20 protein-coding genes and 1 riboswitch are annotated in these 22,574 nt (G+C 61.9%); of the genes, 9 read left to right on the forward strand and 11 right to left on the reverse strand.

Going from position 1 to position 22,574, the window contains the following annotated elements; genetic code table 11:
• Positions 1–46: 46 nt before the first annotated feature.
• Positions 47–880, reverse strand: coding sequence for an EamA family transporter (locus tag BLP99_RS04720; protein ID WP_092179844.1), 834 nt, complete (start codon positions 878–880; stop codon positions 47–49).
• A gap of 237 nt (positions 881–1,117) precedes the next feature.
• On the opposite strand from BLP99_RS04720, the gene BLP99_RS04725 reads away from it, so the two are divergent.
• Positions 1,118–2,287 carry an MFS transporter gene (locus BLP99_RS04725; RefSeq protein ID WP_072390087.1) on the forward strand — a complete coding sequence of 390 codons (1,170 nt, stop codon included), beginning with the start codon at positions 1,118–1,120 and terminating at the stop codon, positions 2,285–2,287.
• On the opposite strand, the gene BLP99_RS04730 is transcribed toward BLP99_RS04725, so the two are convergent.
• Together BLP99_RS04730 and BLP99_RS04735 are read right to left on the reverse strand one after the other, a co-directional pair.
• Complete coding sequence (locus BLP99_RS04730; protein WP_072390090.1) at positions 2,238–3,119, reverse strand: formate/nitrite transporter family protein; 882 nt, start codon at positions 3,117–3,119, stop codon at positions 2,238–2,240. The two genes, BLP99_RS04725 and BLP99_RS04730, sit on opposite strands and share 50 nt — an antisense overlap.
• 99 nt (positions 3,120–3,218) lie before the next feature.
• Positions 3,219–3,620, reverse strand: a complete 402-nt coding sequence (locus BLP99_RS04735) for an acyl-CoA thioesterase (protein ID WP_003206420.1) — start codon at positions 3,618–3,620, stop codon at positions 3,219–3,221.
• Between the two features lie 191 nt (positions 3,621–3,811).
• Positions 3,812–3,919, forward strand: a riboswitch (S-adenosyl-L-homocysteine riboswitch).
• A gap of 23 nt (positions 3,920–3,942) precedes the next feature.
• On the opposite strand from BLP99_RS04735, the gene ahcY reads away from it, so the two are divergent.
• From ahcY to BLP99_RS04755, 4 genes are all read left to right on the forward strand, one after another.
• Positions 3,943–5,352 carry an adenosylhomocysteinase gene (gene ahcY, locus BLP99_RS04740; protein ID WP_072390093.1) on the forward strand — a complete coding sequence of 470 codons (1,410 nt, stop codon included), beginning with the start codon at positions 3,943–3,945 and terminating at the stop codon, positions 5,350–5,352.
• A 185-nt stretch (positions 5,353–5,537) separates the two neighbouring features.
• Entirely contained in the window at positions 5,538–6,383 is an 846-nt protein-coding gene (gene metF, locus BLP99_RS04745) for a methylenetetrahydrofolate reductase [NAD(P)H] (protein WP_072390096.1), read from the forward strand.
• Positions 6,384–6,536: 153 nt separating this feature from the next.
• On the forward strand, positions 6,537–7,313 hold the full coding sequence (locus tag BLP99_RS04750) for a substrate-binding periplasmic protein (protein WP_072390099.1): 777 nt from the start codon (positions 6,537–6,539) through the stop codon (positions 7,311–7,313).
• Positions 7,314–7,577: 264 nt separating this feature from the next.
• Positions 7,578–9,431: an RNA helicase RhlE2 gene (locus tag BLP99_RS04755; RefSeq protein ID WP_072390102.1), complete on the forward strand. Its 1,854-nt coding sequence runs from the start codon at positions 7,578–7,580 to the stop codon at positions 9,429–9,431.
• Positions 9,432–9,496: 65 nt separating this feature from the next.
• On the opposite strand, the gene BLP99_RS04760 is transcribed toward BLP99_RS04755, so the two are convergent.
• From BLP99_RS04760 to BLP99_RS04775, 3 genes are all read right to left on the reverse strand, one after another.
• The gene (locus BLP99_RS04760; protein WP_072458587.1) at positions 9,497–10,093 is read right to left on the reverse strand and encodes a YceI family protein; all 597 of its coding nucleotides are present in this window, start codon (positions 10,091–10,093) and stop codon (positions 9,497–9,499) included.
• Positions 10,094–10,125: 32 nt separating this feature from the next.
• On the reverse strand, positions 10,126–10,677 hold the full coding sequence (locus tag BLP99_RS04765) for a cytochrome b (protein WP_072390108.1): 552 nt from the start codon (positions 10,675–10,677) through the stop codon (positions 10,126–10,128).
• Positions 10,678–11,919: 1,242 nt separating this feature from the next.
• On the reverse strand, positions 11,920–13,695 hold the full coding sequence (locus tag BLP99_RS04775; RefSeq protein WP_072430879.1) for a flavin monoamine oxidase family protein: 1,776 nt from the start codon (positions 13,693–13,695) through the stop codon (positions 11,920–11,922).
• A gap of 225 nt (positions 13,696–13,920) precedes the next feature.
• Here BLP99_RS04775 and BLP99_RS04780 point away from each other — a divergent pair, with 225 nt between their 5' ends.
• Together BLP99_RS04780 and BLP99_RS04785 are read left to right on the forward strand one after the other, a co-directional pair.
• Positions 13,921–15,327, forward strand: a complete 1,407-nt coding sequence (locus BLP99_RS04780; RefSeq protein ID WP_072390117.1) for an adenosylmethionine--8-amino-7-oxononanoate transaminase — start codon at positions 13,921–13,923, stop codon at positions 15,325–15,327.
• A gap of 102 nt (positions 15,328–15,429) precedes the next feature.
• Positions 15,430–16,149: a 16S rRNA (uracil(1498)-N(3))-methyltransferase gene (locus BLP99_RS04785; protein ID WP_072390120.1), complete on the forward strand. Its 720-nt coding sequence runs from the start codon at positions 15,430–15,432 to the stop codon at positions 16,147–16,149.
• 156 nt (positions 16,150–16,305) lie between these two features.
• Here BLP99_RS04785 and BLP99_RS04790 read toward each other — a convergent pair whose 3' ends face one another.
• Both BLP99_RS04790 and BLP99_RS04795 read right to left on the reverse strand, forming a co-directional pair.
• Positions 16,306–17,205 carry a transporter substrate-binding domain-containing protein gene (locus BLP99_RS04790; protein WP_072390123.1) on the reverse strand — a complete coding sequence of 300 codons (900 nt, stop codon included), beginning with the start codon at positions 17,203–17,205 and terminating at the stop codon, positions 16,306–16,308.
• Positions 17,206–17,228: 23 nt separating this feature from the next.
• Positions 17,229–18,470 (reverse strand): D-amino acid dehydrogenase, encoded by a 1,242-nt coding sequence (locus BLP99_RS04795; protein WP_072390126.1) that lies wholly within the window; start codon positions 18,468–18,470, stop codon positions 17,229–17,231.
• Positions 18,471–18,575: 105 nt separating this feature from the next.
• Here BLP99_RS04795 and BLP99_RS04800 point away from each other — a divergent pair, with 105 nt between their 5' ends.
• A complete protein-coding gene (locus tag BLP99_RS04800) occupies positions 18,576–19,481 on the forward strand; it encodes a LysR substrate-binding domain-containing protein (RefSeq protein ID WP_072390129.1) in 906 nt (301 codons plus the stop codon).
• 56 nt (positions 19,482–19,537) lie between these two features.
• Here BLP99_RS04800 and trhA read toward each other — a convergent pair whose 3' ends face one another.
• The gene (gene trhA, locus BLP99_RS04805; protein ID WP_072390132.1) at positions 19,538–20,155 is read right to left on the reverse strand and encodes a PAQR family membrane homeostasis protein TrhA; all 618 of its coding nucleotides are present in this window, start codon (positions 20,153–20,155) and stop codon (positions 19,538–19,540) included.
• 207 nt (positions 20,156–20,362) lie between these two features.
• Between trhA and BLP99_RS04810 the strand changes: the two genes are divergently transcribed.
• Entirely contained in the window at positions 20,363–21,277 is a 915-nt protein-coding gene (locus BLP99_RS04810; protein ID WP_072430882.1) for a LysR family transcriptional regulator, read from the forward strand.
• Positions 21,278–21,397: 120 nt separating this feature from the next.
• On the opposite strand, the gene madM is transcribed toward BLP99_RS04810, so the two are convergent.
• Together madM and madL are read right to left on the reverse strand one after the other, a co-directional pair.
• Entirely contained in the window at positions 21,398–22,162 is a 765-nt protein-coding gene (gene madM / locus BLP99_RS04815; RefSeq protein WP_092179940.1) for a malonate transporter subunit MadM, read from the reverse strand.
• A 5-nt stretch (positions 22,163–22,167) separates the two neighbouring features.
• Positions 22,168–22,560 (reverse strand): malonate transporter subunit MadL, encoded by a 393-nt coding sequence (gene madL / locus BLP99_RS04820; protein WP_072390138.1) that lies wholly within the window; start codon positions 22,558–22,560, stop codon positions 22,168–22,170.
• Positions 22,561–22,574 lie beyond the last annotated feature (14 nt).

The raw sequence follows: 22,574 nt of genomic DNA on the forward strand, positions 1-22,574 counted from the left end.
AGTTCCTTCTTTGAGTTTTATCGAGAATCGTGAATTCGGGGGCTGGTCAGAATTTCATCACCAGCATGCCGATCAGCACCAGCCCGCAGGCTAAGAGCCGTGGCCGGCCGAAAGGTTCTTTCAGGTAGCGCATGCCGAACAGCACCACCAGGATCACGCTGATCTCCCGCAGCGCCGCCGCTTCGGCGATCGACCCCAGTTGCATGGCCCATAGCACCAGAGCGTAGCTGAACAATACGCAGAATCCGACTGCCAGGCCCAGCCGCCATTGTTGGCGCCAGAACAGCATGAACGCTGGGCGCTTGCTCACCCAGGCCAGCAACGGAAACGGCCAGGCACAGAACAACGTGATCCAGACCAGGTAATCCAACGGGTGGGACCAGCGCCGCAGGGCCTGGCCGTCGATGTAGGTGTAGCAACCGATGCACAGCCCGATCAGCGCCACCACTGGCAACATCGACCAGGGCAATCGTTCGCCGCCCCCGCCTTGCCATAACAGGCACAGCATGCCAAACGGAATCAACAGGATGCCGAGGACCTGCTGGGTCGTCAGTACCTCGCCGGCAAAGATCAGCGTCAGGGCCAGCACCACCAAGGGCGACAGGCCGCGCATCAAGGGGTAGACCAACCCGAGGTCACCGACCCGGTAAGCCTGGATCAGCAAATAGCGATACAACAGCTCGAACGCCGCCGATGCCAGGATCCATGGCCAGACTTCCATCGGTGGCAGCGCCACGAAACCCAGGGCCAGCGCCGCGAACAGCAAGGCCACGCTGTCCATGCAAGCCACCACCAGCAGACGTTCGCCACTGAATTTGATCAATGTATTCCACGCCGCATGCAGCAGCGCAGCCACCAGCACCAAGGCCGTTGCAAGCACGGCATACTCCTTTTCCTGCCCCGCTCCAGCGGGCGCTGCCCAGGCAACGCCTGCACCCCTTGAGGCTGATGAATTTTTCGCGATCCGCCGGCTGACGTTTATACTGCAAGCGACCACGCCGCACTCAGTTGCGCATAAATCAATTCCAATAAAATTCGCTGTTGCCCGCTTCCTTGAAAGGCATCGGCGTGCGTATGCCTGATCACAGCGTCAAGACTACAGACAGAGACCTTGCGCATGCCACTCGCCTTGCTTGCCCTGGCCGTTGCCGCTTTCGGCATCGGCACCACCGAATTCGTCATCATGGGGCTGCTTCCCGATGTCGCCCGCGACCTGGCCGTGAGCATTCCCCAGGCCGGACTGCTGATTACAGGCTATGCCCTGGGCGTCGTGTTCGGCGCGCCCGTGCTCGCGGTGGGCACCGCCAACATGCCGCGCAAGGCCACGCTGCTGGGCATGACGCTGATGTTCATCCTGGGCAACGTGCTCTGCGCGCTGGCCCCGAACTACCTGACGCTGATGGCCGCGCGGGTCATCACTGCGTTATGCCACGGCGCCTTTTTCGGCATCGGCTCCGTGGTGGCGGCCGGGTTGGTGGCGCCGAACAAGCGGGCCCAGGCCATTGCGATGATGTTCACCGGCCTGACCCTGGCCAATGTACTCGGCGTCCCGCTGGGCACGGCGTTGGGACAATACGCCGGCTGGCGTTCGACGTTCTGGGCGGTATCGGTGATCGGAGTGATCGCCGCCATTGCCCAATGGGCCTGGTTGCCCAAGGAAATTCCCATGGAGAAAGCCGACCTGGCCAGTGAGTTCAAGGTCCTGGGCAAGGCCAATGTGTTGCTCGCCCTGGGCATGAGCGTGCTGGCGTCCACCAGTCTCTTCAGCGTCTTCACCTACATCGCGCCCATCCTGCAGGACATCACCGGCGTCAGCCCCCACGGCATCACGATCATGTTGCTGTTGTTCGGCGTCGGCCTGACCGCCGGCAGTTTTCTTGGCGGGCGCCTGGCCGACCGACGCCTGCTGCCGTCACTGGTGGGCATGGCCCTGGCCGTGGTGCTGGTACTGGCGGCATTCAGCCAGACCAGTCAATCGGTGATTCCAGCGGCGATCACGCTGGTGCTGTGGGGAATCTTCGCCTTCGCCCTGTGCCCGATCCTGCAGTTGCTGATCATCGATCAGGCCCACGAAGCGCCGAACCTCGGCTCGACCCTGAACCAGAGCGCGTTCAACCTCGGCAATGCCACCGGTGCGTGGATCGGCGGCCTGGTGGTGGCCAGCGGGGTCAACCTGGCCGACCTGCCGTGGACCGGCGCCCTGGTCGGCGGATTGACCGTGCTGACCGCGGTGTATTTCATTTATCGCCAGCGTCGCCAGGAGGTCCCGCTGGGCGCGGCCGACTAGGCGTGCCGCTCTCGCTGCGCACCTGTGCGTGGCTGATCAGCGCGAAGATGCAACTGCCGCCGATGATGTTCCCCGCCAGGGTCGGCGCGGCGAACACCAGCCAGAAGTCCTCCCATGACAACTGGCCGGCGAAGACCAGGTAGGACACTTCGGCCGAGCCGACGACGATGTGGGTGAAGTCCCCGAGCGCCATGAGGTAGGTGATGAGGATGATGATCCACATCTTGGCGCTCTCCATGGAGGGGATCATCCAGACCATGGTGGCGATCATCCACCCGGAAATGATGCCCTTGGCGAACATCTGGCCCGTGTCGTTTTCCATGACCTTGCGGCCGATTTCCAGGAAAGCCAGGTCGGTGCGGCGGTCGAAGATCGGCAGGTGCAACATCACGTAGGCCACCAGCAGGGTGCCGCACAGGTTGCCCACCAGCACCACTCCCCACAGCCGCAACAAACGGCCGAAATTGCCCAGGGTGGGCTTGCTCATGATCGGCAGCACGGCAGTCAGGGTGTTTTCCGTGAAAAGCTGCTGGCGCGCAAGAATGACCGCGAGAAAACCGGCGCAGTAGCCGAGACTGGCGATCACCTTGAAACCTTCGTGGTCCGGCAGCCGGGAGTTGAGCAACCCCATCGCCATCAACGACAGGCCCATGGTCAACCCCGCCGCCAGGGCCGACCACCAGAGCGCGGCAATACTGCGCTCCAATTCCTGGTTGCCCTGGGTACGGATGATTTCGTGCAGCACCGCCGCCCGCGGGGGCTGGTTGCGGTCCACATCGTGTTGCTCCTGAGCCGACAGGTCAGGGGTCTTGCCTTCTTCGTGGGTGTCCATACAGCTCCTGAACCGGTGGCGTGATGTAGCTACGACACGCGGCGTCCGGAGCTGTTCAGTGGTGCACTGAAGTTCCCGGAACTTGAAACCGCCACCCTCTCACTCGACAACGGCATCCTTGAACTGATCCTTGACGTACTTGATCTCGGTCCGGCCATGGGGCGCCGGCAAGCCATCTTCGCCGAGATTGACGAAGACCATCTTCTCGACGGTCAGGATGCTCTTGCGGGTGATCTTGTTGCGCACTTCGCAGGTCAGGGTGATGGAGGTGCGGCCGAACTCGGTGGCGGTAATGCCCAGCTCGATGATGTCGCCCTGGCGAGAGGCGCTGACGAAATTGATCTCGGAGATGTATTTGGTCACCACACGCTGGTTGCCGAGCTGGACGATGGCATAGATCGCCGCTTCTTCGTCGATCCAGCGCAACAGGCTGCCGCCGAACAGCGTGCCATTGGGATTGAGGTCTTCGGGCTTGACCCATTTGCGGGTGTGGAAATTCATGATCACTCCTTGAGTGTCTGGCCGATGGATGCCCGCATCATGGCAGATTGGCCGGGCAGCGCTCTATGCCGCTGGTTCAATGACGCTCATCGGCAATTTCGATTTGCCGACAGAAACCCTTTGGAAGATCCGATTAGCCCGTTATAATCGCCCCGTTTTATCCGGCCCACCCACTGGGCCGTTCCCGCCACCTGTCCGAGGGGCGCTGCAGCAGGCTCGACCTGTCAGGCTCGGATGGGGCGTTGTTTGTACGGGGCACCCCGCGCAGACACTAAAACGCACAACGGCGCCCATTCGCATACATTACGAATGGAGGCTCTTCATGAGCGCTGTCATCACGCCTGCAGCTTTTACCGATTACAAAGTCGCCGATATGTCCCTGGCCGCCTGGGGTCGTCGCGAAATCATCATCGCCGAATCCGAAATGCCAGCCCTGATGGGCCTGCGTCGCAAGTATGCCGGCGAACAGCCGCTCAAGGGCGCGAAGATCCTGGGCTGCATCCACATGACCATCCAGACCGCCGTGCTGATCGAAACCCTGGTAGCCCTGGGTGCCGAAGTGCGCTGGTCGTCCTGCAACATCTTCTCGACCCAGGACCAGGCCGCTGCCGCCATCGCCGCAGCCGGTATCCCGGTGTTCGCCTGGAAAGGCGAGACCGAGCAGGAATATGAATGGTGCCTGGAGCAGACCATCCTCAAGGATGGCCAGCCATGGGACACCAACATGGTTCTCGACGACGGCGGCGACCTGACCGAGCTGCTGCACAAGAAATACCCAGCCGTACTGGACAAGGTCCATGGCGTGACCGAGGAAACCACCACCGGCGTGCACCGCCTGCTGGACATGCTGGCCAAGGGCGAGCTGAAGATCCCGGCCATCAACGTCAACGACTCGGTGACCAAGAGCAAGAACGACAACAAGTACGGCTGCCGTCACAGCCTGAACGACGCCATCAAGCGCGGCACCGACCACTTGCTGTCGGGCAAGCAGGCCCTGGTGATCGGCTACGGTGACGTGGGCAAGGGTTCGGCCCAGTCCCTGCGCCAGGAAGGCATGATCGTCAAGGTGTCCGAAGTGGACCCGATCTGCGCCATGCAAGCCTGCATGGACGGTTTCGAAGTGGTCTCGCCATTCATCGACGGCAACAACGATGGCACCGAGGCCAGCATCGACAAGGCACTGCTGGGCAAGATCGACCTGATCGTGACCACCACCGGCAACGTCAACGTCTGCGACGCCAACATGCTCAAGGCCCTGAAGAAGCGCGCCGTGGTCTGCAACATCGGCCACTTCGACAATGAAATCGACACCGCCTTCATGCGCAAGAACTGGGCATGGGAAGAAGTGAAGCCACAGGTGCACAAGGTTCATCGCACCGGCGCCGGTAGCTTCGATCCGCAGAACGACGACTACCTGATCCTGCTGGCCGAAGGCCGCCTGGTCAACCTGGGCAACGCCACCGGCCACCCAAGCCGCATCATGGACGGCTCGTTCGCCAACCAGGTCCTGGCCCAGATCTTCCTGTTCGGCCAGAAGTACGCCGACCTGCCGCCGGCCCAGAAAGCCGAACGCCTGACCGTGGAAGTGCTGCCCAAGAAACTCGACGAAGAAGTGGCCCTGGAAATGGTCCGCGGTTTCGGCGGCGTGGTCACCAAGCTGACCAAGCAACAGGCTGACTACATCGGCGTCACCGTCGAAGGCCCGTTCAAGCCGCACGCTTACAGGTACTGACAGCAGCTGCAAGCTTCAAGTCCCAAACGGCAAGTAAGAGCGGTGTGTTTACTTGCGACTGGGGGCTTGGAGCTTACTTCTTCATCGCTATTACGCAGCCATGAGCTGCAAGTCTAAAGCACAAGAATACGGCGCCCCGCCCTCTTGCAGCTTGTCGCTTGCAGCTTGTCGCTGGGAGCCCGACCATGTCCCAAGAACGTCGCTACAGCTTCGAGTTCTTCCCGACGAAGACCGATGCTGGGCATGAAAAACTGATCGCCACTGCGCGCCAGCTGGCCAGCTACAACCCAGACTTCTTCTCCTGCACCTATGGCGCCGGCGGCTCGACCCGCGACCGCACCCTGAACACCGTGTTGCAGCTCGAAAGCGAAGTCAAAATCCCCGCCGCCCCCCACCTGTCCTGCGTTGGTGACAGCAAGGATGACCTGCGCAGCCTGTTGACCCAGTACAAGGCTGCCGGCATCGAGCGTATCGTCGCCCTGCGCGGTGACCTGCCCTCGGGCATGGGCATGGCCAGCGGCGAACTGCGCCATGCCAACGACCTGGTGAGCTTCATCCGCGAAGAAACCGGCGATCACTTCCACATCGAAGTGGCCGCCTATCCGGAGATGCATCCACAGGCACGCAATTTCGAAGACGATCTGCTCAACTTCGTGCGCAAGGCCAACGCCGGCGCCAACAGTGCGATCACCCAGTATTTCTTCAACGCCGACAGCTACTTCTACTTCGTCGAGCGCGTGCGCAGACTGGGCGTGGATATTCCTGTCGTACCGGGAATCATGCCTATCACCAACTACAGCAAGCTGGCGCGCTTCTCCGACGCATGCGGTGCGGAAATCCCACGCTGGATTCGCAAGCAGCTGGAAGCCTACGGCGACGACTCTTCGAGCATCCAAAGCTTCGGCGAGGAAGTCATCACGCAAATGTGCGAGCGTCTGCTGCAAGGCGGGGCGCCGGGGCTGCACTTCTACACCCTGAACCAGGCCGAGCCCAGCCTCGCCATCTGGAACAACCTCAAGCTGCCGCGTTGATACGACGAAGTGGCGCTGTGACAGGCCCTGGTGAACACCAGGGCCTTTTTCATCCGATGACTTCCAACGCCCACGACCTGTCCTGAACGAAAGCCCAACCCTCGTGCCAGAGCGCTCTAGCTATTTGATAGGCACTCGTCGTAACCTCAGGCCATGCCCGTCATTGCCCAGCTGCTGACCGTCCTCTTTCTCTCCTGCCTGAGCCTGGCTGTCCGGGCCGAGAAGTTGCGCATTGTCACCGAGCCCTGGGCGCCTTATGTCTATGAGGAAGGTGGCAAGCTCATGGGCCTGGACTACGAAACCACCGCCATCGTATTCAAGCGGCTGGGGATCGATGTCGAATGGCAGCTCCTTCCCTGGAAACGCTGCCTGGCGATGCTGGAGCAGGGGCTGGCCGATGGTGCGCTGGACATCTTTCGCAGCGACGAACGCGATGCCCTTCTGCTATACCCCAGTGAACCGTTGTCGGAAGTCGAATTCGTGATATTCCATGCCAACGCCCGGCCCCATCCGTTTCGCACGCTCGATGACCTGAACGGCCTCACTGTCGGCACCTCTCCCGGCTATCTCTACAGCCAGGCCTTCCGGGAGTCGACCCAGTTCAGGCGTGAAACGGCGCCCACCCACGAAGCCAATTTCGGCAAGTTGCAGCTGGGCCGGATCGACCTGCTCATTACTGACCGTCGAGTGGGCCGCCACCTGCTCAAGCAGATGCAACTGGGTGACCAGATCAGCGAAAACCCGACTGTGGTGAGCCGCCAGAGCCAATACCTGGCGGTGCGCCGCAAGGCCGGGATGGATTTACTGGTGCAACGCTTCAGTGCCGAGCTCAAGCGCTTCAAGCGCGAACCGGGCTACGCCGAACTGAGCGCCCGTTATGACACCGCCCTTGCGCCCCAGGCCGCACCGCCACAACCGGTGCGACGCTGAAATCAGCCGTTGAGCAGCAGGAAAGCAACGCACGGCGATTGCTCTGTTATACTCGCCCCTTCCCGCCAGGCTCACGCCCGGACGCCCGGTCTTGCGAAAGGCATCCCGACACCGCTACAGCGCAGCTTCCAGCCCGCGCGAGCCTTGTCCGGAGCTGTCTTCCAGACCCGGCAGGACCGGACGGGATGACGTCTTCTTGTTGAACGTCATTCGCGCCAGGCAAGACATCCCTTGGGCCAGGCCCTCACTAATACAGGATTGCTCATGTCCTTTGCTTCCCTCGGTCTCTCCGAGGCTTTAGTCCGCGCCATCGAGGCCGCCGGCTACACCCAGCCTACCCCGGTGCAACAGCGGGCCATCCCCGCCGTGTTGCAAGGTCGCGACCTGATGGTCGCAGCACAGACAGGTACTGGTAAGACTGGCGGTTTCGCCCTTCCGATCCTGGAGCGGCTATTTCCCAACGGTCACCCAGACAAATCCCAGCGTCACGGTCCGCGCCAACCGCGTGTACTGGTCCTGACCCCAACCCGCGAACTGGCCGCCCAGGTGCACGAGAGCTTCAAGATCTACGCTCGCGACCTGAAATTCGTCAGCGCCTGCATTTTCGGCGGCGTCGGCATGAACCCTCAGGTCCAGGCCATGGCCCGTGGCGTCGACGTACTGGTGGCCTGCCCCGGCCGCCTCCTGGACCTGGCTGGCCAGGGCAGCGTCGACCTGTCCCACGTCGAGATCCTGGTACTGGACGAAGCCGACCGCATGCTCGACATGGGCTTTGTCCATGACGTGAAGAAAGTCCTGGCCCGCCTGCCCGCCAAGCGCCAGAACCTGCTGTTTTCGGCGACGTTCTCCAAGGACATCACCGACCTGGCCGGCAAACTGCTGCACAACCCGGAGCGCATCGAAGTCACGCCGCCGAACACTACGGTCGAGCGTATCGAGCAACGGGTGTTCCGCCTGCCCGCCAGCCACAAGCGTGCGCTGCTGGCACACCTGATCACCACGGGGGCGTGGGAACAGGTCCTGGTGTTCACCCGCACCAAGCACGGCGCCAACCGCCTGGCCGAGTACCTGGACAAGCACGGCCTGCCCGCCGTGGCGATCCACGGCAACAAGAGCCAGAACGCCCGCACCAAGGCCCTGGCCGACTTCAAGGCCGGCGAAGTACGCATCCTCGTTGCCACCGACATCGCCGCCCGCGGCCTGGACATCGACCAGTTGCCCCACGTGGTCAACTTCGAGCTGCCGAACGTCGATGAAGACTATGTGCACCGTATCGGTCGTACCGGCCGGGCCGGTCGTTCGGGCGAAGCGATTTCGCTGGTCGCCCCGGACGAAGAGAAGCTGCTCAAGAGCATCGAGCGCATGACCAAGCAGAAGATCCCTGACGGTGATCTGATGGGCTTCGATGCCAGCACCATCGAGGCCGAGAAGCCTGAAGTGCGCGAGCGTCCTGACGTACGCAACCCACGCAATCCACGCGGCCCACGGGGCGACGGCCCAAATGGCGGCGGTGGCGGTCGCAAGGATAAAGGCAAGGACAAGGGCAAGGAAAAACCGGCCAGCAATGGTCGTGGCGAACGTCCGGCCCGCGAGCAGAAGCCTCGCGAAGGCACCCCGGCCCGTGAGCCGCAGCGCCAGGTTCCTCGCGCCGCTGCCGATCGTGCCCCGGACGAGTTTCTGGACGACGAAATCGATAACTTCGGCAACCGCGTCGACTACGTGCCTCAGCAGAAACCGGCCCAGGGTCGCGGTCGCCGTCCGGGCGCACCGGCCCAAGGCGCTGGCGCAGGCGCCCCACGCGGCCAGTCCCAGGGCCGCCAGAACGGTCCGCGCAATGGCAGCGGCCCTTCCAGCGGCAACCCGTCGGGCAAGCGCAGCGGCCCACGTAGCGGCGGTTCCCGTGATGGTCAGGCCCGTCGCGAAGACTCCCGCCCGCGCCGCCCGGCCCGCGATGACCAGGCCCGCCAGGAACCTGCCGTGCAGAACCCTCGCAGCAACCAGCCGAAAATCATGCACAAGGAATCGAAGCTCGATCGCTTCCCGACGCCTGAACAGCTGGACCAGTTGCCAAGCCGCCCACGGGGCGAAAAACCTGCATTGCTGACCCGCAATCGCTGAGTTTTCCCAGGCCGAAAAAAAGCCCCTGATCGCGAGATCAGGGGCTTTTTTATCGCATGCGAATCTTACTTCGCCTTGACACCTTCGAACGTCACGTACAGCTCGACCACATCGGAAGATGGACCCAGGTCCTTCTGCTTGCCGAAGTCGGAACGCTTGATGCTGGTGGTGCCTTCGAAGCCGGCACGGTAGCCGCCCCAAGGATCCTTGCCTTCACCCAGGAACGTGGCCTTGACCACGATCGGCTTGGTCACGCCCAGCAGGGTCAGGTCGCCGGCAACGTCAGCGGTTTGCTTGCCATCGGCGTTCTTGCCGGTGGGCTTGACGCTGGTGGAGACGAACTTGGCATCGCCGAACTTGCTCACATTCAGGAAATCGCCACTGGCGATATGCTTGTCACGCTCGGCGTGATTGGTGAACACGCTGGCGGTGCGGACGTTGAATTCGATCTTGCTGTCTTCAGGCTTGGCGGCGTCGAAGCTGAAATTGCCGTCGATATCCTTGAAGGTACCGGTGATGTAGCTATAGCCCAGGTGGCTGATCTTGAAGTCGACGAAGGCGTGCTGGCCTTCCTTGTCGACCACGTAGTCGGCAGCCATGGCCTGACCGGCGGTCAGCAGAGCGGAACCGATTGCCAGGGCGGCGAGCGTCTTTTTCAACATGCTTTCTATTCCTTTGGAGTCGAGGTTGAACATCAGGCTTGGCGTCCCAGCATGCGCTTGAGGGTCGCGTCACGGTCGATAAAGTGGTGCTTCAATGCTGCCAACGCATGGAGGCCGGAAAAAATTACCAGCGCCCATGCCAGGTACAGGTGGATCTGGCCGGCGACGTCTGCCTGATCGGGCAGTCCGGACACCAGCGCGGGAACTTCAAACAAACCAAACACCGGAATCCCGACACCGTCTGCGGTGGAAATCAGGTAACCGGCAAACATCACGGCAAACAACCCGAGATACAGGGCACTATGACCGAGCTTTGCACCAATACGGGTCATGCGCCCATAGGTGTCCAGGGTCGGTGGCGGTGGGCTGACAAAACGCCAGACCACCCGCAGCAGCATCACCGCCAGCAGCACCAGCCCAATGCTCTTGTGCAGGTCCGGTGCGTCTTTACGCCAGCTGCTGTAGTAGTCCAGTCCAACCATCCACAGCCCCAGGGCGAACAATCCGTACACCACCAGCGCTACACCCCAGTGCATGACGATGCTGACCCAGCCATAGCGAGAAGAAGAGTTGCGTAGCTGCATTGCTCATATCCTGTAAGAACTGTCACCAAGACTAACGAGTTATCTATCGATTTAAAGCGGAAATTTTTGCTTTGAAATATCGAGAAATACGATCATGAGTCTGGGTAAGGTGGGTTAAGGAAAGATTAACGCCAAATACGGTGCACGATGTCGAGAGGGGCCAGCAACCATCAGGCTGTGAAACGGACCGCATCGCTTGCAAGCTTCCCGTAAGGAACCGCACTGAGCCGTAACCACCATCCCGGTTATTGGCCCTGTAATATATATGTACTCCCTTTCAATTTTCTATCTTTGATTAAATGAGAGCTCGACATTCATTTAACAAGGTGAATCACATGGCAGTTCCTTATACTCCATTTAGAGGGGACGGTTCTCCCATACTGCCTCCCAATCAAACCATGTCAGCGGGACAATACCTTCAATCACCTAACGGACGATTTCGACTGGTATTGCAAACTGATGGAAACTTAGTCCTCAAGGATGGCGAGGCTGTAGTCTGGACCGCAGATGGCAACCAGCGTTATAGCGTAACTCTGCACCTCAAAAGAATGCGTGAGCCTCTACAGTTCGTAATCAGCAACAGTGGCTTTCTCTATGATCCATCCAGAAGACGCTTATGGATCGCGGAAAGTACTCATAGCAGAGACAAATCGCTTTGGTATAACACCTGTCTGGGCATTCAGGATGACGGCAACCTGGTCATCCATGACAGGCGAACGGGAAAGATATGCTGGGCTCGCTTTGGCTTTGCACCCGGGCGCCTATCCAAGCCAAGGCGAGTCACGGTCCTATTCGAAGATGTACCGATTCATACATGGAAATTCTCATTAGGACCGTTCTAATAGGTTTTTACACTACTAGTTGACCGAGCACTCTGGCTTGTATGGATCCATTTGACATTTATAAGCCAAATGAGGATCTTTTTTTGGAATCATCGGAATCATAAGAGGATCTCTACATTCACCATACACACAACCAGAAAGTACGCTCACCGCTATAACCGCAATTAATAATCTCATAAATACTCCAACCTTTTTGGTTGCACAGATTAGAGCGCAACACTTGGCGCAATCTATCGCTCCCTTCCGACTCTCTTGTGGGAAGCAGCTGATATATCGCATAGCGTGTAGGACCGGGGTTATGAATTGTGCGATTCCAAGGCACGGTACATACACACCGAAGGGCTACATGAATGGGCAAAAAAAAGCGCGACCCTCGGGTCGCGCTTTTTTTGTCTGGGCGTTACTGAGCCTGGGGCTCAGTGGTCGTCGCCGGCTTGACCGCCGGCTTTTTCACCGCTTCAGCCTTTTTCACCGGCGCCTTGGCTGGGACTTTTTTCGCCGGAGCCTTGGCTGCCGGCTTCTTCGGCGTGGCTTTGGCTGCGGCCTTTTTGGTCGGCTCGGCTTTTACCGGGGTCGCGACCTTCGGCGCTTCTACCGGCGCAGGTGCCGGAGTTGGCGCGGGCGTCGGTACTGGCGGCGCTACCGGCTCAGGCGCCTTGACGGGCTCTGGTTTCTTCTCGTCATCCGAGCCACCGAACAGGTTGGTGAAGAAGTTGCCTTTCTTCGCTGCCACCGCACCTGCCGCTGCTGCCGCCGTCGCAGCCGGTGCGACCTTGGCCGGTTCAAACGACTTGCCCGCCGCAAGGTCCTGCACCTGGCTGGCCGCCCGCTGGCCGCTGCGCAACGCGCCTTCCAGGGTGCCCGGATACAGGGCATCGGTGTGTTCGCCGGCAAAGGCTACGCGTTGCAATGGCTTTTCCCACAAGCGCCAGAACTTGCTGATCTGTCCCGGGCCATAGGCCAAGTACGAGCCGCCTGTAGAAGGGTCGGTGCTGTAGCGGCGGATCTCGTAGCCGGTGAACGCCCCGCGGGCCTGCGGGTAGAACGCATGCAGGCGGATCAGCACCTGGTCGACCATCTGTTTGTCACCAAAGGCCTGCATCACCCGGGCATTGTCACCGGACAGGTTGATCACCACGTTGGCGCCGCCCTTGAGGGCCGGCTCGATCCACATCATGCCCAGGCCGGTGTTGCTGTAGATCTCGCCCGACATACGTGCCTTGCTGTCCCAGACCGGAGTCTTGAACTTGAGCATGATCTGGTCGCGCCAGCCGTAGTTGGTGCCCTTGATCGCAGCCAGGTGCTGGGCGTCCAGGGCCGGGGTCAGCTGGATCTTGTTCAGGGCCCGCAGCGGCACCGCCAGCACCACATAGTCAGCCTGGTAGCCGACGCTGCCGACCTTGACGGTCACGCCATCCTTGTCCTGGGAAATCGCCGATACGGGCGAGTTGGTCTTGATGGTTTTCAGCTGCTTGACGAAGGCCTGGGCCAGTACCGGGCTACCGCCCAACAGGCGCGATGCGCGCAGGTCACGGTCGGAGACACCGCGATAGACCCGGGTCTGCTGGGCGAAATACAGCAGGGACAGGCGCGACGGTTCGTCATAGCGAGTACGGATCTGCTGGTTCACCAACTGCCGCGCGGTGGCCGGCAACTGCAGTCGGTCGAGCCAGTTGGACACGGTGATCTGGTCCAGGGAATGCAACGTACTGGTGGCCGTCGGGTTTTGTGGATCTTCGATGGAGCGCGCCAGGTCGTCCAGGGTGCTCTCGTAGCGCTTGAGGGCTTCGGCGGTGGCCGGCTGCTTGGTCGCAAGGTCCGCAGCGGTGAAATAAGTGCCGTCGATCAGGTAGCTGGGAGTGCGCACGAATTCGGGTGCCGGCGTGGTGCCCAGCTTGAAGGTCGACACGTAGTTGTTCAGCACCGGTTGGGTCTTGTCGTTGCCGATCCACTCGCTGGTGGCCATGCCCGAACGACCGCCCAGGCTCGGCCGGGCCTCCAGCAGCGTCACGCCCCAGCCTTTGTTCTGCAGTTCATAAGCTGCGGTCAACCCCGCCAGGCCGCCGCCGATGACGATGGCCGTCGGTTGTTTATCCTTGGCCGACGCCGAAACGCTGCCCAGCCCCACCATCACCAGCATCATCAACGCACACGCGCGCAGCCAACCAGCAGACATTCTGCAAACTCCGGAATAAAAACCAGGGAAAACTTCTGTTTACGAGCCAGCCGGCTCAGAGAACGGCGAAGAATACGTCAGCCATCAAAGCGCCGCCAGCGGCGTCTATCGCCTCGCACAAAGTAGCGGCAACGACACAATGGGTTGTCCGCAGGGCCGCCATTGCATAGGCTTGCCCGATTGTTTTGCCCGCGCCCGCCGCGAGCCGCCTCGAGGAGACTGTACATGGGCCTGAATAACCAGTGGATGCAACGCGATCTCGCGGTGCTGTGGCATCCCTGCACCCAGATGAAAGACCACGAACGACTGCCGCTGATCCCCATCAAGCGTGGTGAGGGCGTGTGGCTGGAAGACTTCGAAGGCAAGCGATACCTCGACGCCGTCAGCTCCTGGTGGGTCAATGTATTCGGCCATGCCAATCCACGGATCAATCAGCGGATCAAGGATCAGGTCGATCAGCTGGAGCATGTGATTCTCGCCGGTTTCAGCCATCAGCCGGTGATCGAGCTGTCCGAACGCCTGGTGGGCATGACACCTGAAGGCCTGACGCGGTGCTTCTACGCCGATAACGGCTCGTCCTGCATCGAAGTGGCGATGAAGATGAGCTTTCACTACTGGGTCAATCGTGGCCAGCCCGGCAAGAAGCGCTTCGTGACCCTGAGCAACAGCTACCACGGCGAAACCATCGCGGCGATGTCGGTGGGCGATGTGCCGCTGTTCACCGAAACCTACAAGGCATTGCTGCTGGACACCCTCAAGGTGCCGAGCCCCGACTGCTATCACAGGCCCGAGGGCATGAGCTGGGAAGCACATTCACGGGCAATGTTCGCCGCCATGGAACAGACCCTCGCCGAGCACCACGACAGCGTGGCCGCGGTGATTGTCGAGCCGCTGATTCAGGGCGCCGGCGGCATGCGCATGTATCACCCGGTGTACCTGAAGCTGCTGCGCGAAGCGTGCGATCGTTATGGCGTCCACTTGATCCACGACGAGATCGCCGTCGGCTTCGGCCGTACCGGGACGATGTTCGCCTGTGAACAGGCCGGTATCACCCCGGACTTCCTCTGCCTGTCCAAGGCCCTGACCGGCGGCTACCTGCCATTGGCGGCGTGTCTTACCACCGACGACGTCTACGGCGCCTTCTACGACGACTACCCGACCCTGCGCGCCTTCCTGCATTCCCACAGCTACACGGGCAACCCCCTGGCCTGCGCGGCTGCCCTGGCGACGCTGGACATCTTCGAAGAAGACAACGTCATCGAAAACAACAAGGTGCTGGCCCAGCGCATGGCGAGTGCCACCGCGCACCTGGCCGACCACCCGAACGTGGCCGAAGTACGCCAGACCGGCATGGTGCTGGCCATCGAGATGGTCAAGGACAAGGCCAGCAAGACCGCCTACCCATGGCAGGAGCGGCGCGGCCTGACAGTGTTCCAGCATGCCCTGGAGCGCGGTGCGTTGCTGCGTCCGCTGGGCAGCGTGGTGTATTTCCTGCCGCCGTATGTCATCACCCCGGAGCAGATCGATTTCCTGGCGCAGGTCGCCAGCGAAGGCATCGACATCGCCACCCGGGACACGGTCAGCGTGGCGGTGCCCAAGGACTTCCACCCTGGGTTCCGTGACCCGGGCTGAGCCCTCGATTCCATTGGCGAGAACACCGTGGTGGCGAGGGGATGAATCCCCTCGCCACAGGTGCCGCCCCCATGGCACCGTTAACTTTTGCAGAGATTCGAAATGAGACTGTCCCGCTTCTTCATCGACTCCCCCTTGAGCCTCGGTGACCACGAACTGCCCGAAGCCCAGGCCCACTACATCGGCAGGGTGCTGCGCATGGCCGAAGGCGATGCGCTGCAGGTGTTCGACGGCTCCGGTCAGGAATTTCGCGGCACCCTGGTGGAAGTCGGCAAGAAACGCGTGCGGGTGCAATTGGACGAACAATTCGCCGGCCAGGTGGAGTCACCGTTGCATATTCACCTTGGCCAGGGCTTGTCCCGGGGCGAGCGCATGGATTGGGCCATTCAGAAAGCCACGGAACTGGGGGTCAGCGAGATCACGCCGATTTTCAGCGAGCGCTGCGAAGTGCGCCTCAAGGACGAACGCGCCGACAAGCGCCTGCTGCACTGGCGCCAGGTGGCGATCAGCGCTTGCGAGCAGTGCGGGCGCTCCACCGTGCCGGTGATCCATCCACCGCTGCTGCTGGCCGATTGGCTGAAGCAGACCGCGGCCGAACTGAAGCTGGTCCTGCACCCGGTAGCCGAGCCGCTGGTCAGCCACGCCAGACCGCAGGCACTGGCATTCCTGATCGGCCCCGAGGGCGGCCTGTCGGATGCCGAAGTCGAACAAGCCAAGACCGCCGGCTACCACGCCGCCCGCCTCGGCCCCCGCGTGCTGCGCACCGAAACCGCGCCGGTGGTGGCCCTTGCGGTGGCACAGCAGTTGTGGGGGGACTTCTGACAGACCTCTGTCGATCGCCCACGCTCTACGTGGGAATGCATCCCGCAAGGCTCTGGGCCACGTTCCAGAAGCGGAACGCGGGGCCTCCCTGGCGGCGTTCCCGGGCGCCAGCGTGGGAACGATCAGTCACAGTGGAGCCGTGGGGATCCGGACGACCTACTGCACCGGATCACTGGTCGGCCTGGCAATAATCGCCTTCAACTCATTGGTCATCGGGAATTCCAGGTTCAGGCCCTTGGGCGGAATCGGTTGCTGGAACCAGCGGTCGTAGATGGCGTTGATCTCGCCTGACTTGTACAAGTCCCCCAGGGTCGCGTTGACCAGGGCCAGGAATTGCGGATCGTCCTTGCGCACCATGCAGCTGTAGATTTCCCGCGATTGCTCTTCTCCCACCACCACCCACTTGTGCGGATCGCGGGCCTTGGCCCGTTCACCGTACAGCAGCGCATCGTCCATGTAGAACGCCGCCGCCCGGCCCGTCTCCAGCATCTGGAACGCTTCGCCATGGTCCTTGGCGCTGATGACGAACATCTCGGCCTTGTTATCCTGGTTGTAGTTTTTCAGGAAACGTTCGTTGGTGGTGCCGGCGGTGGTGACCACGTTCTTGCCGCGCAGGTCGGCGAAACGCTGGATGCCACTGTCCCTGGCCGTCAGCAACTGGCCCTTGACGTAGATGAAGCCGTAGGAGAAGGCCACCTGCTTCTGCCGCTCGGCGGTGACCCCGGTGGAGCCGCATTCCAGATCCACAGTGCCGTTCTGCACCAGCGGGATACGGGTCTGGGACGTGACCAGGTTGTACTTCACGTCCAGTCGCGACAACCCCAGCTGTGTCTTGATGCGCTCGACGATCCTGTTCGCCAGTTCCACCGAATACCCCATGGGTTTACCGCTGCTGTCGCCTATGTAGGAAAACGGCACCGATGCATCGCGATAGCCCAGGGTGATGCCTTGGCTGCTGGCGATCTTTTCCAGGGTGCCCGAAGGCGCTTGCGTGGCCTGGGCCTGGACGCCCAACAGCAGGCTCAGGGTGCAGCCGATCAACGTGATTTTTCGCATTGTTATTCTCCGTTGCGGGTGGGTCAGGCGGCGCGGGGCGTGAGGCCCTGCAAATCGATGGACGGTGTGCGCTGGCGAATCAGTTCGCTGAGCAGGCGAGCACTGCCGCACGCCAGGGTGAAACCCAGCGCGCCATGGCCGAGGTTGAGCCACAGGTTGCGGTAGCGGGTGGCCCCGATCAGCGGCACGCCACTGGGCGTGGCCGGGCGCATGCCGGCCCACTCGATGGCGTGCTCGTAGTCGCCGGCCCGGGGGAAGGTTTCCCGGGCCTGGCGCCTGATCAGGGCCAGGCGCCGGGGATCCGGCGCCGGGTCGAAGCCGACGATGTCCACCATGGCCGCCACCCGCAATCGCTCACCGATGCGAGCGTAGACCACCTTGCGGTCGTAATCGGTGATGCTCAATTCTGGCGCCCGATGCTGCGCGCCGATCGGCACGGTCAGGCTATAGCCCTTGAGCGGATAAAGGGGCATCGGCACTCCCGGCAACCCCAGCGCCCCACTGCGGTGGCCGGCGGCGATCACCAGGTTGTCCACCGGCAGCCATTGCCCACCCCGCTCGAGGGCCTGCACCCGGTCGCCGGCATGGCGAATGCCGGTCACCGGTCGGCCCAGCAGGAACTCGCAGCGCCCCGATGAGCGCAAACGCTCCGCCAGTCTCAGGCAGAAGGCATGGCAGTCAGCGACTTCCTCATCCGGTGTGTAGATGCCGCCCACGTAGGGCACGCCGCTCAGTGCCGGCTCCAGGCGCGCGCATTCGGCAGCGTCCAGCACCTGCTGACAGGCCGTCTGCGTTATCCGTTGGCGAGCGCGCTGGAAATGTCCGCCATTGCGAAATGTCACCAGCTTGCCGTTGCGTCGCCAGTGGAAACCGTCGAGGTGATCCTCCTCGCGCCAGCCCTGCAACGTGGCCTGGCTCAACAGCGCCAGGCGCAACAGGTGGCCACCGTTGCGACGGTTGATCGACGTCCGGCAGGCGGCCAGGAACGAGGCCATCCAGCGCCACTGCGCCGGGTCCAGGCGCGGTCGCAGCCTGAGCGGCGAATCACCGCGCAGCATCCAGCCCAGCGCCTGCCAGGGCACGCCGGCATCCGCCAGGGGCGCGACGTAGCGGTAGGACAACTGGCCGCCATTGGCGAAACTGGTTTCACGACCCAGCGTCTCCCGCGCCTCCACCAGCGTCACGTCGATGCCATCGCGCACCAGTGCGTAGGCTGTCGCCAACCCGATCACTCCGCCCCCGATGATACAAACCCGCTGAACCATATCTATCTCGCCCCGGTTTCCAATGGCCCGAGAGTAGGAGCAGGTGACAGGGTCGGGACAATGAATAAAGATGGACCACCTATAGACAAAGGTTATGGGCTCGCCATGCGCCTTCGCCACATCGAGATTTTCCAGGCCATCCGCCAGGCCGGCACCATCAGCGGCGCCGCGCAATTGCTGCACGTATCCCAGCCGGCGGTGACCAAGGTCTTGCAGCACGCCGAGCAGCAACTGGGGTTTGCCCTGTTCCTGCGAGTGCGCGGCAAACTGCAGCCCACGCCCGAAGCGCTGGAACTGGAACGTGAAGTCGACAAGGTCAGCGAGAGCCTGCAGGGCGTCCGTCGGCTGGCCCAGAGCCTGCGTCGCGCGCCCGGCCAGCGCTTGCGCATCGGTGCGACGCCGGCCCTGGCCCTGTCGTTGTTGCCCACCGCGATCCACCAGTGGACCGGCCGCTACCCGGACATCGCCTGTGAATTGTCCAGCGCCCACAGCCGCGAACTGGTGCAGAACCTGCTGATGCGCGAAATCGATGTCGCCCTGACCCTGCAACCGCCCGATCATCCCGGACTCAAGGCCCAGGTCCTGGCCAGCGGCGTGCTGGTGGCCCTGGCACCGAAAGGACATTGGGCCGAGGCGGCGCTGGGCAGGCCAATGCCGCTGCAGGAGCTGGCAGGCGCGCCGCTGATCGGCCTGTCCAGCGCCGACCCGTTGTCAGCCCGGTTGGACAACTACCTCGAAGCCGTCCAGCCGCCACCACGTGTCAGCATCGCCGTGCAGACCTATTCCCTGGCCCGGGCCATGGTGGAGGCCGGCACCGGCTTGGCGGTGATCGATCCGTTCACGGCCCTGGGCGCTTCGGCCAGTCGCACGGCCATCCGGCCGCTGTCGCCAGCGCTGCCCATTTCGCTGTATGCCGTGACCCGGGCCAACGAGGCGCCGGCACATGCCCTGGGCGCGCTGCTGGAGATTTTCGCCACTCGGGCGCAGGAGCAGCTGGATCGTTTGTCCTAGGCCCTGTGCGAAAAGCCTTGCCCCTCGGGCTCGTCTCAAGACACTTCGTACAGGACCTAGAGCACGTAGAACAGGATCGCCACGAAATGCAGCAGGCTTCCGGCAATCACGAACAGGTGCCAGATGCCATGGGCATGCCGCAGCCGGCTGTCGAGGGCGAAAAAGATAATGCCCACGGTGTACAACACTCCACCCGAGGCCAGCCAGGCGAATCCGGCACCGCCCAGGGCCGCCAACAACGGCTTGACCGCCACCAGCACGATCCAGCCCATCACGGCATAGATCACGATGGACAGGATCCGTGCCTCGGAGCGCGGCTTGATCTCCTGCAGGATCCCGATCAGCGCCAGCCCCCAGACAATCCCGAACAAGGTCCAGCCCCATGGCCCGCGCAGGGTCACCAGGCAAAAGGGTGTGTAACTGCCAGCGATCAGCAGGTAGATCGAAAAATGATCGACCTTCTGCATGATCGCTTTCTTGCGCCCGCGCACGCTGTGGTAGACGGTCGAGGCGCTGTACAGCACCAGCAAGGTAAAGCCATAGATCGCCACGCTGACGATCTTCCAGGGATCGCCGGCCATTCCGGCGATCACCAGCAACCACACCGCACCGATGAACGCTGCCACCGCCCCCACCAGGTGCGTCCAGGCGTTGAGTCGTTCCCCGTGATACATCCAATCCCCCCTCACATTCCAAAACAGACGCCAAGGCTCAGGCCTGGCGCTGCAAAGTGCAATGGTTTGCTGCTTCCCCCTGGGCCCGAGCTGTCTGGACCGGTTGGAACCCCTGTGGCGAGGGGATAAATCCCCGCGCCACACAGACTCCCTCTAAAAAGAAGCCAATTGGGGCACAATCAGGCGATACGAATAAGAGTCCGCCCCATGCTGATCGACGAAGAATTGACCCTGAAGAAACTCGAGGTGTTCCTGGCCTTCATGCGCACCGGCAACCTGGCCCGGGCGGCGGCCGAGCTGCAGACCAGCAATGTCAGTGTGCACCGGGCCATTCATTCCCTGGAAAGCGCCCTGCGTTGTCCGCTGTTCAAGCATGAGGGGCGCAACCTCACGCCGCTGGAGAGTGCCTATGTACTGGAGGAGCGGGCACAGAAACTGATCCAGGATGTGGTCGACAGCGTGCGCCTGACCCGCGAGGCCGCCGGGTTCTCCGCCGAGCGCTTCAAGCTTGGTTCGCTGTATTCGTTGACGGTCAAGACCGTCCCGCAGTTGATCATGGGCCTGAAGATCCGTCGCAGTGAACTCAATATCGACCTGATCCTGGGCTCGAACATCGACCTGTTGTACAAGCTCAAGAACATGGAGGTGGACGCGATCCTGATCTCCTTGGACGACAGCGTGAACGACCCCGACTGCGAACATATCGAGCTGTTTTGCGACGACATCTTTCTTGCTACGCCAGCGGATTCTCCCTTTGCCCAACGCAGCGAAGTCGATCTGGCCGAGGTGCGCGACGAGACGTTCATCACCTTGACCCAGGGTTTCGCCACTCATCAGGACGGGGTGCGGGTGTTCAGGCAGGCGGGCTTCGAGCCGAAGGTGGCGATGCAGGTCAACGATATCTTCACCCTGTTGAGCATGGTCAGTTCGGGCGTGGGCTACGCCTTGCTGCCGGGGCGGATCGCAGCGGTATACGAAAACCGGGTGAAGCTGATCCCTTTGCAGGAAAAGTACCGGTTGCAGCAACATATCGGCCTGGTGTTCCTCAAGGCCAAGGAGCGCGATCCGAACCTGTTGGCGCTATTGGCCGAGTGCCGGATGTATGCCAATCGCCAGGCCTGAAATCGCGCCGTCCCCCATCGCGAGCAAGCTCGTTCCCACAAGGAATATGTGAACGCCGATCCAATGTGGGAACGAGCTTGCTCGCAACAAGGGCTGCCCGCTCAGCGAAAATCCAAAGCCCTACCCCATCAATCCCCGCATGACCAGAAACAGCAACGAAGGCCCCAGCAGGCATCCAAGGGCCGTATAGAACGCCGCCGTCAGGCAGCCATAGGGCACCAGCTTCGGATCCGTGGCGGCCAGGCCGCCGGCCACGCCACTGGAAGTGCCCATCAGGCCGCCGAAGATCACCGCGCTGCGGGGATTGTTCAGACCGATCAGGGGCGCCACGAAAGGCGTCGCCACCATGACCAGGATCGCCTTGATCAGGCCTGCGGCGATGGACAAGGCCATCACTTCGGAACTGGCACCAATGGCGGCGCCGGTAACGGGGCCGACGATGTAGGTCACCGCGCCGGCACCGATGGTGGTCAGGCTTATCGCATCGGTGTACCCGAAAGCCATCGCCACGCCGACGCCGGCGATGAATGAGGTGGCCACCCCGACGAACAGCGCAAGGACGCCGACGAAACCGGCGCGCTTGAGTTCCTCGACACTCACGCCGAACGCCGTGGCGACAATGGCGAAGTCCCGCAGCATCGCTCCACCCAGCAACCCGATCCCCGATAACAGCGGGATGTCCACCACGCCCTTCTGTCCACCGGTCATTGCACCGCCTATGTACGACAGCACCAGGCCGAGCAGGATCGCAATGGCCGAGCCGTGCAGGCGGCCCCTGGTGAACGTGTCGCTGATCCAGTACGACACCCACATCGTGATGCCGACAATCGCAAAACCGCTGATCAGACCGTACCCGGTAATCACCTTCATCATGGATTCGTACATGGCGATCACCCGAGCGTCTTGACGGAAACGTTGGCTTCAGGCCCCTTGTTGCCAATGCGCACCAGCACCGGCACCATCGCGAAGCCGATCACCACGGCCAGGGTGCCCGCCAGTACCGCCATCGCCCCCCCCTTGAGCGCTCCGTAGACATTCTGCTGGGCCGCCATGGCCACCACGATGGGAATGTAGACCGCACTCCAGAACTCGACGCCGGCTTCGGTCTTGCCTTTGAAAAAGCCGTGTTTGCTCAGGTAACTGCCCAGGCCGATCAACAGCAGCATCGCAATGCCGACGCCACCGACGTTGGCCGGCACACCAATCAATTTACCCAGTAGCTCACCAATGAAGATGCCCGCCAGGGTACAAAAAGCCAGAAATGCCACACCGTAGATAATCATTGTTGTAATCCTCA

The organism is Pseudomonas sp. NFACC32-1 (assembly GCF_900101215.1).
GTDB lineage: Bacteria > Pseudomonadota > Gammaproteobacteria > Pseudomonadales > Pseudomonadaceae > Aquipseudomonas.

Bases quoted from the DNA above. Each gene is read 5' to 3' on its own strand.
- trhA (WP_072390132.1), bottom strand. From the start codon at position 20,155: ATGTATCACGGGGAACGACTCAACGCCTGGACGCACCTGGTGGGGGCG.
- BLP99_RS04755 (WP_072390102.1), top strand. From the start codon at position 7,578: ATGTCCTTTGCTTCCCTCGGTCTCTCCGAGGCTTTAGTCCGCGCCATC.
- BLP99_RS04730 (WP_072390090.1), bottom strand. From the start codon at position 3,119: ATGGACACCCACGAAGAAGGCAAGACCCCTGACCTGTCGGCTCAGGAG.
- BLP99_RS04735 (WP_003206420.1), bottom strand. From the start codon at position 3,620: ATGAATTTCCACACCCGCAAATGGGTCAAGCCCGAAGACCTCAATCCC.
- BLP99_RS04775 (WP_072430879.1), bottom strand. From the start codon at position 13,695: ATGTCTGCTGGTTGGCTGCGCGCGTGTGCGTTGATGATGCTGGTGATG.
- BLP99_RS04790 (WP_072390123.1), bottom strand. From the start codon at position 17,205: ATGCGAAAAATCACGTTGATCGGCTGCACCCTGAGCCTGCTGTTGGGC.
- BLP99_RS04795 (WP_072390126.1), bottom strand. From the start codon at position 18,470: ATGGTTCAGCGGGTTTGTATCATCGGGGGCGGAGTGATCGGGTTGGCG.
- BLP99_RS04750 (WP_072390099.1), top strand. From the start codon at position 6,537: ATGCCCGTCATTGCCCAGCTGCTGACCGTCCTCTTTCTCTCCTGCCTG.
- BLP99_RS04800 (WP_072390129.1), top strand. From the start codon at position 18,576: ATGCGCCTTCGCCACATCGAGATTTTCCAGGCCATCCGCCAGGCCGGC.
- BLP99_RS04785 (WP_072390120.1), top strand. From the start codon at position 15,430: ATGAGACTGTCCCGCTTCTTCATCGACTCCCCCTTGAGCCTCGGTGAC.
- madL (WP_072390138.1), bottom strand. From the start codon at position 22,560: ATGATTATCTACGGTGTGGCATTTCTGGCTTTTTGTACCCTGGCGGGC.
- BLP99_RS04725 (WP_072390087.1), top strand. From the start codon at position 1,118: ATGCCACTCGCCTTGCTTGCCCTGGCCGTTGCCGCTTTCGGCATCGGC.
- BLP99_RS04760 (WP_072458587.1), bottom strand. From the start codon at position 10,093: ATGTTGAAAAAGACGCTCGCCGCCCTGGCAATCGGTTCCGCTCTGCTG.
- BLP99_RS04780 (WP_072390117.1), top strand. From the start codon at position 13,921: ATGGGCCTGAATAACCAGTGGATGCAACGCGATCTCGCGGTGCTGTGG.
- ahcY (WP_072390093.1), top strand. From the start codon at position 3,943: ATGAGCGCTGTCATCACGCCTGCAGCTTTTACCGATTACAAAGTCGCC.
- metF (WP_072390096.1), top strand. From the start codon at position 5,538: ATGTCCCAAGAACGTCGCTACAGCTTCGAGTTCTTCCCGACGAAGACC.
- BLP99_RS04765 (WP_072390108.1), bottom strand. From the start codon at position 10,677: ATGCAGCTACGCAACTCTTCTTCTCGCTATGGCTGGGTCAGCATCGTC.
- madM (WP_092179940.1), bottom strand. From the start codon at position 22,162: ATGTACGAATCCATGATGAAGGTGATTACCGGGTACGGTCTGATCAGC.
- BLP99_RS04810 (WP_072430882.1), top strand. From the start codon at position 20,363: ATGCTGATCGACGAAGAATTGACCCTGAAGAAACTCGAGGTGTTCCTG.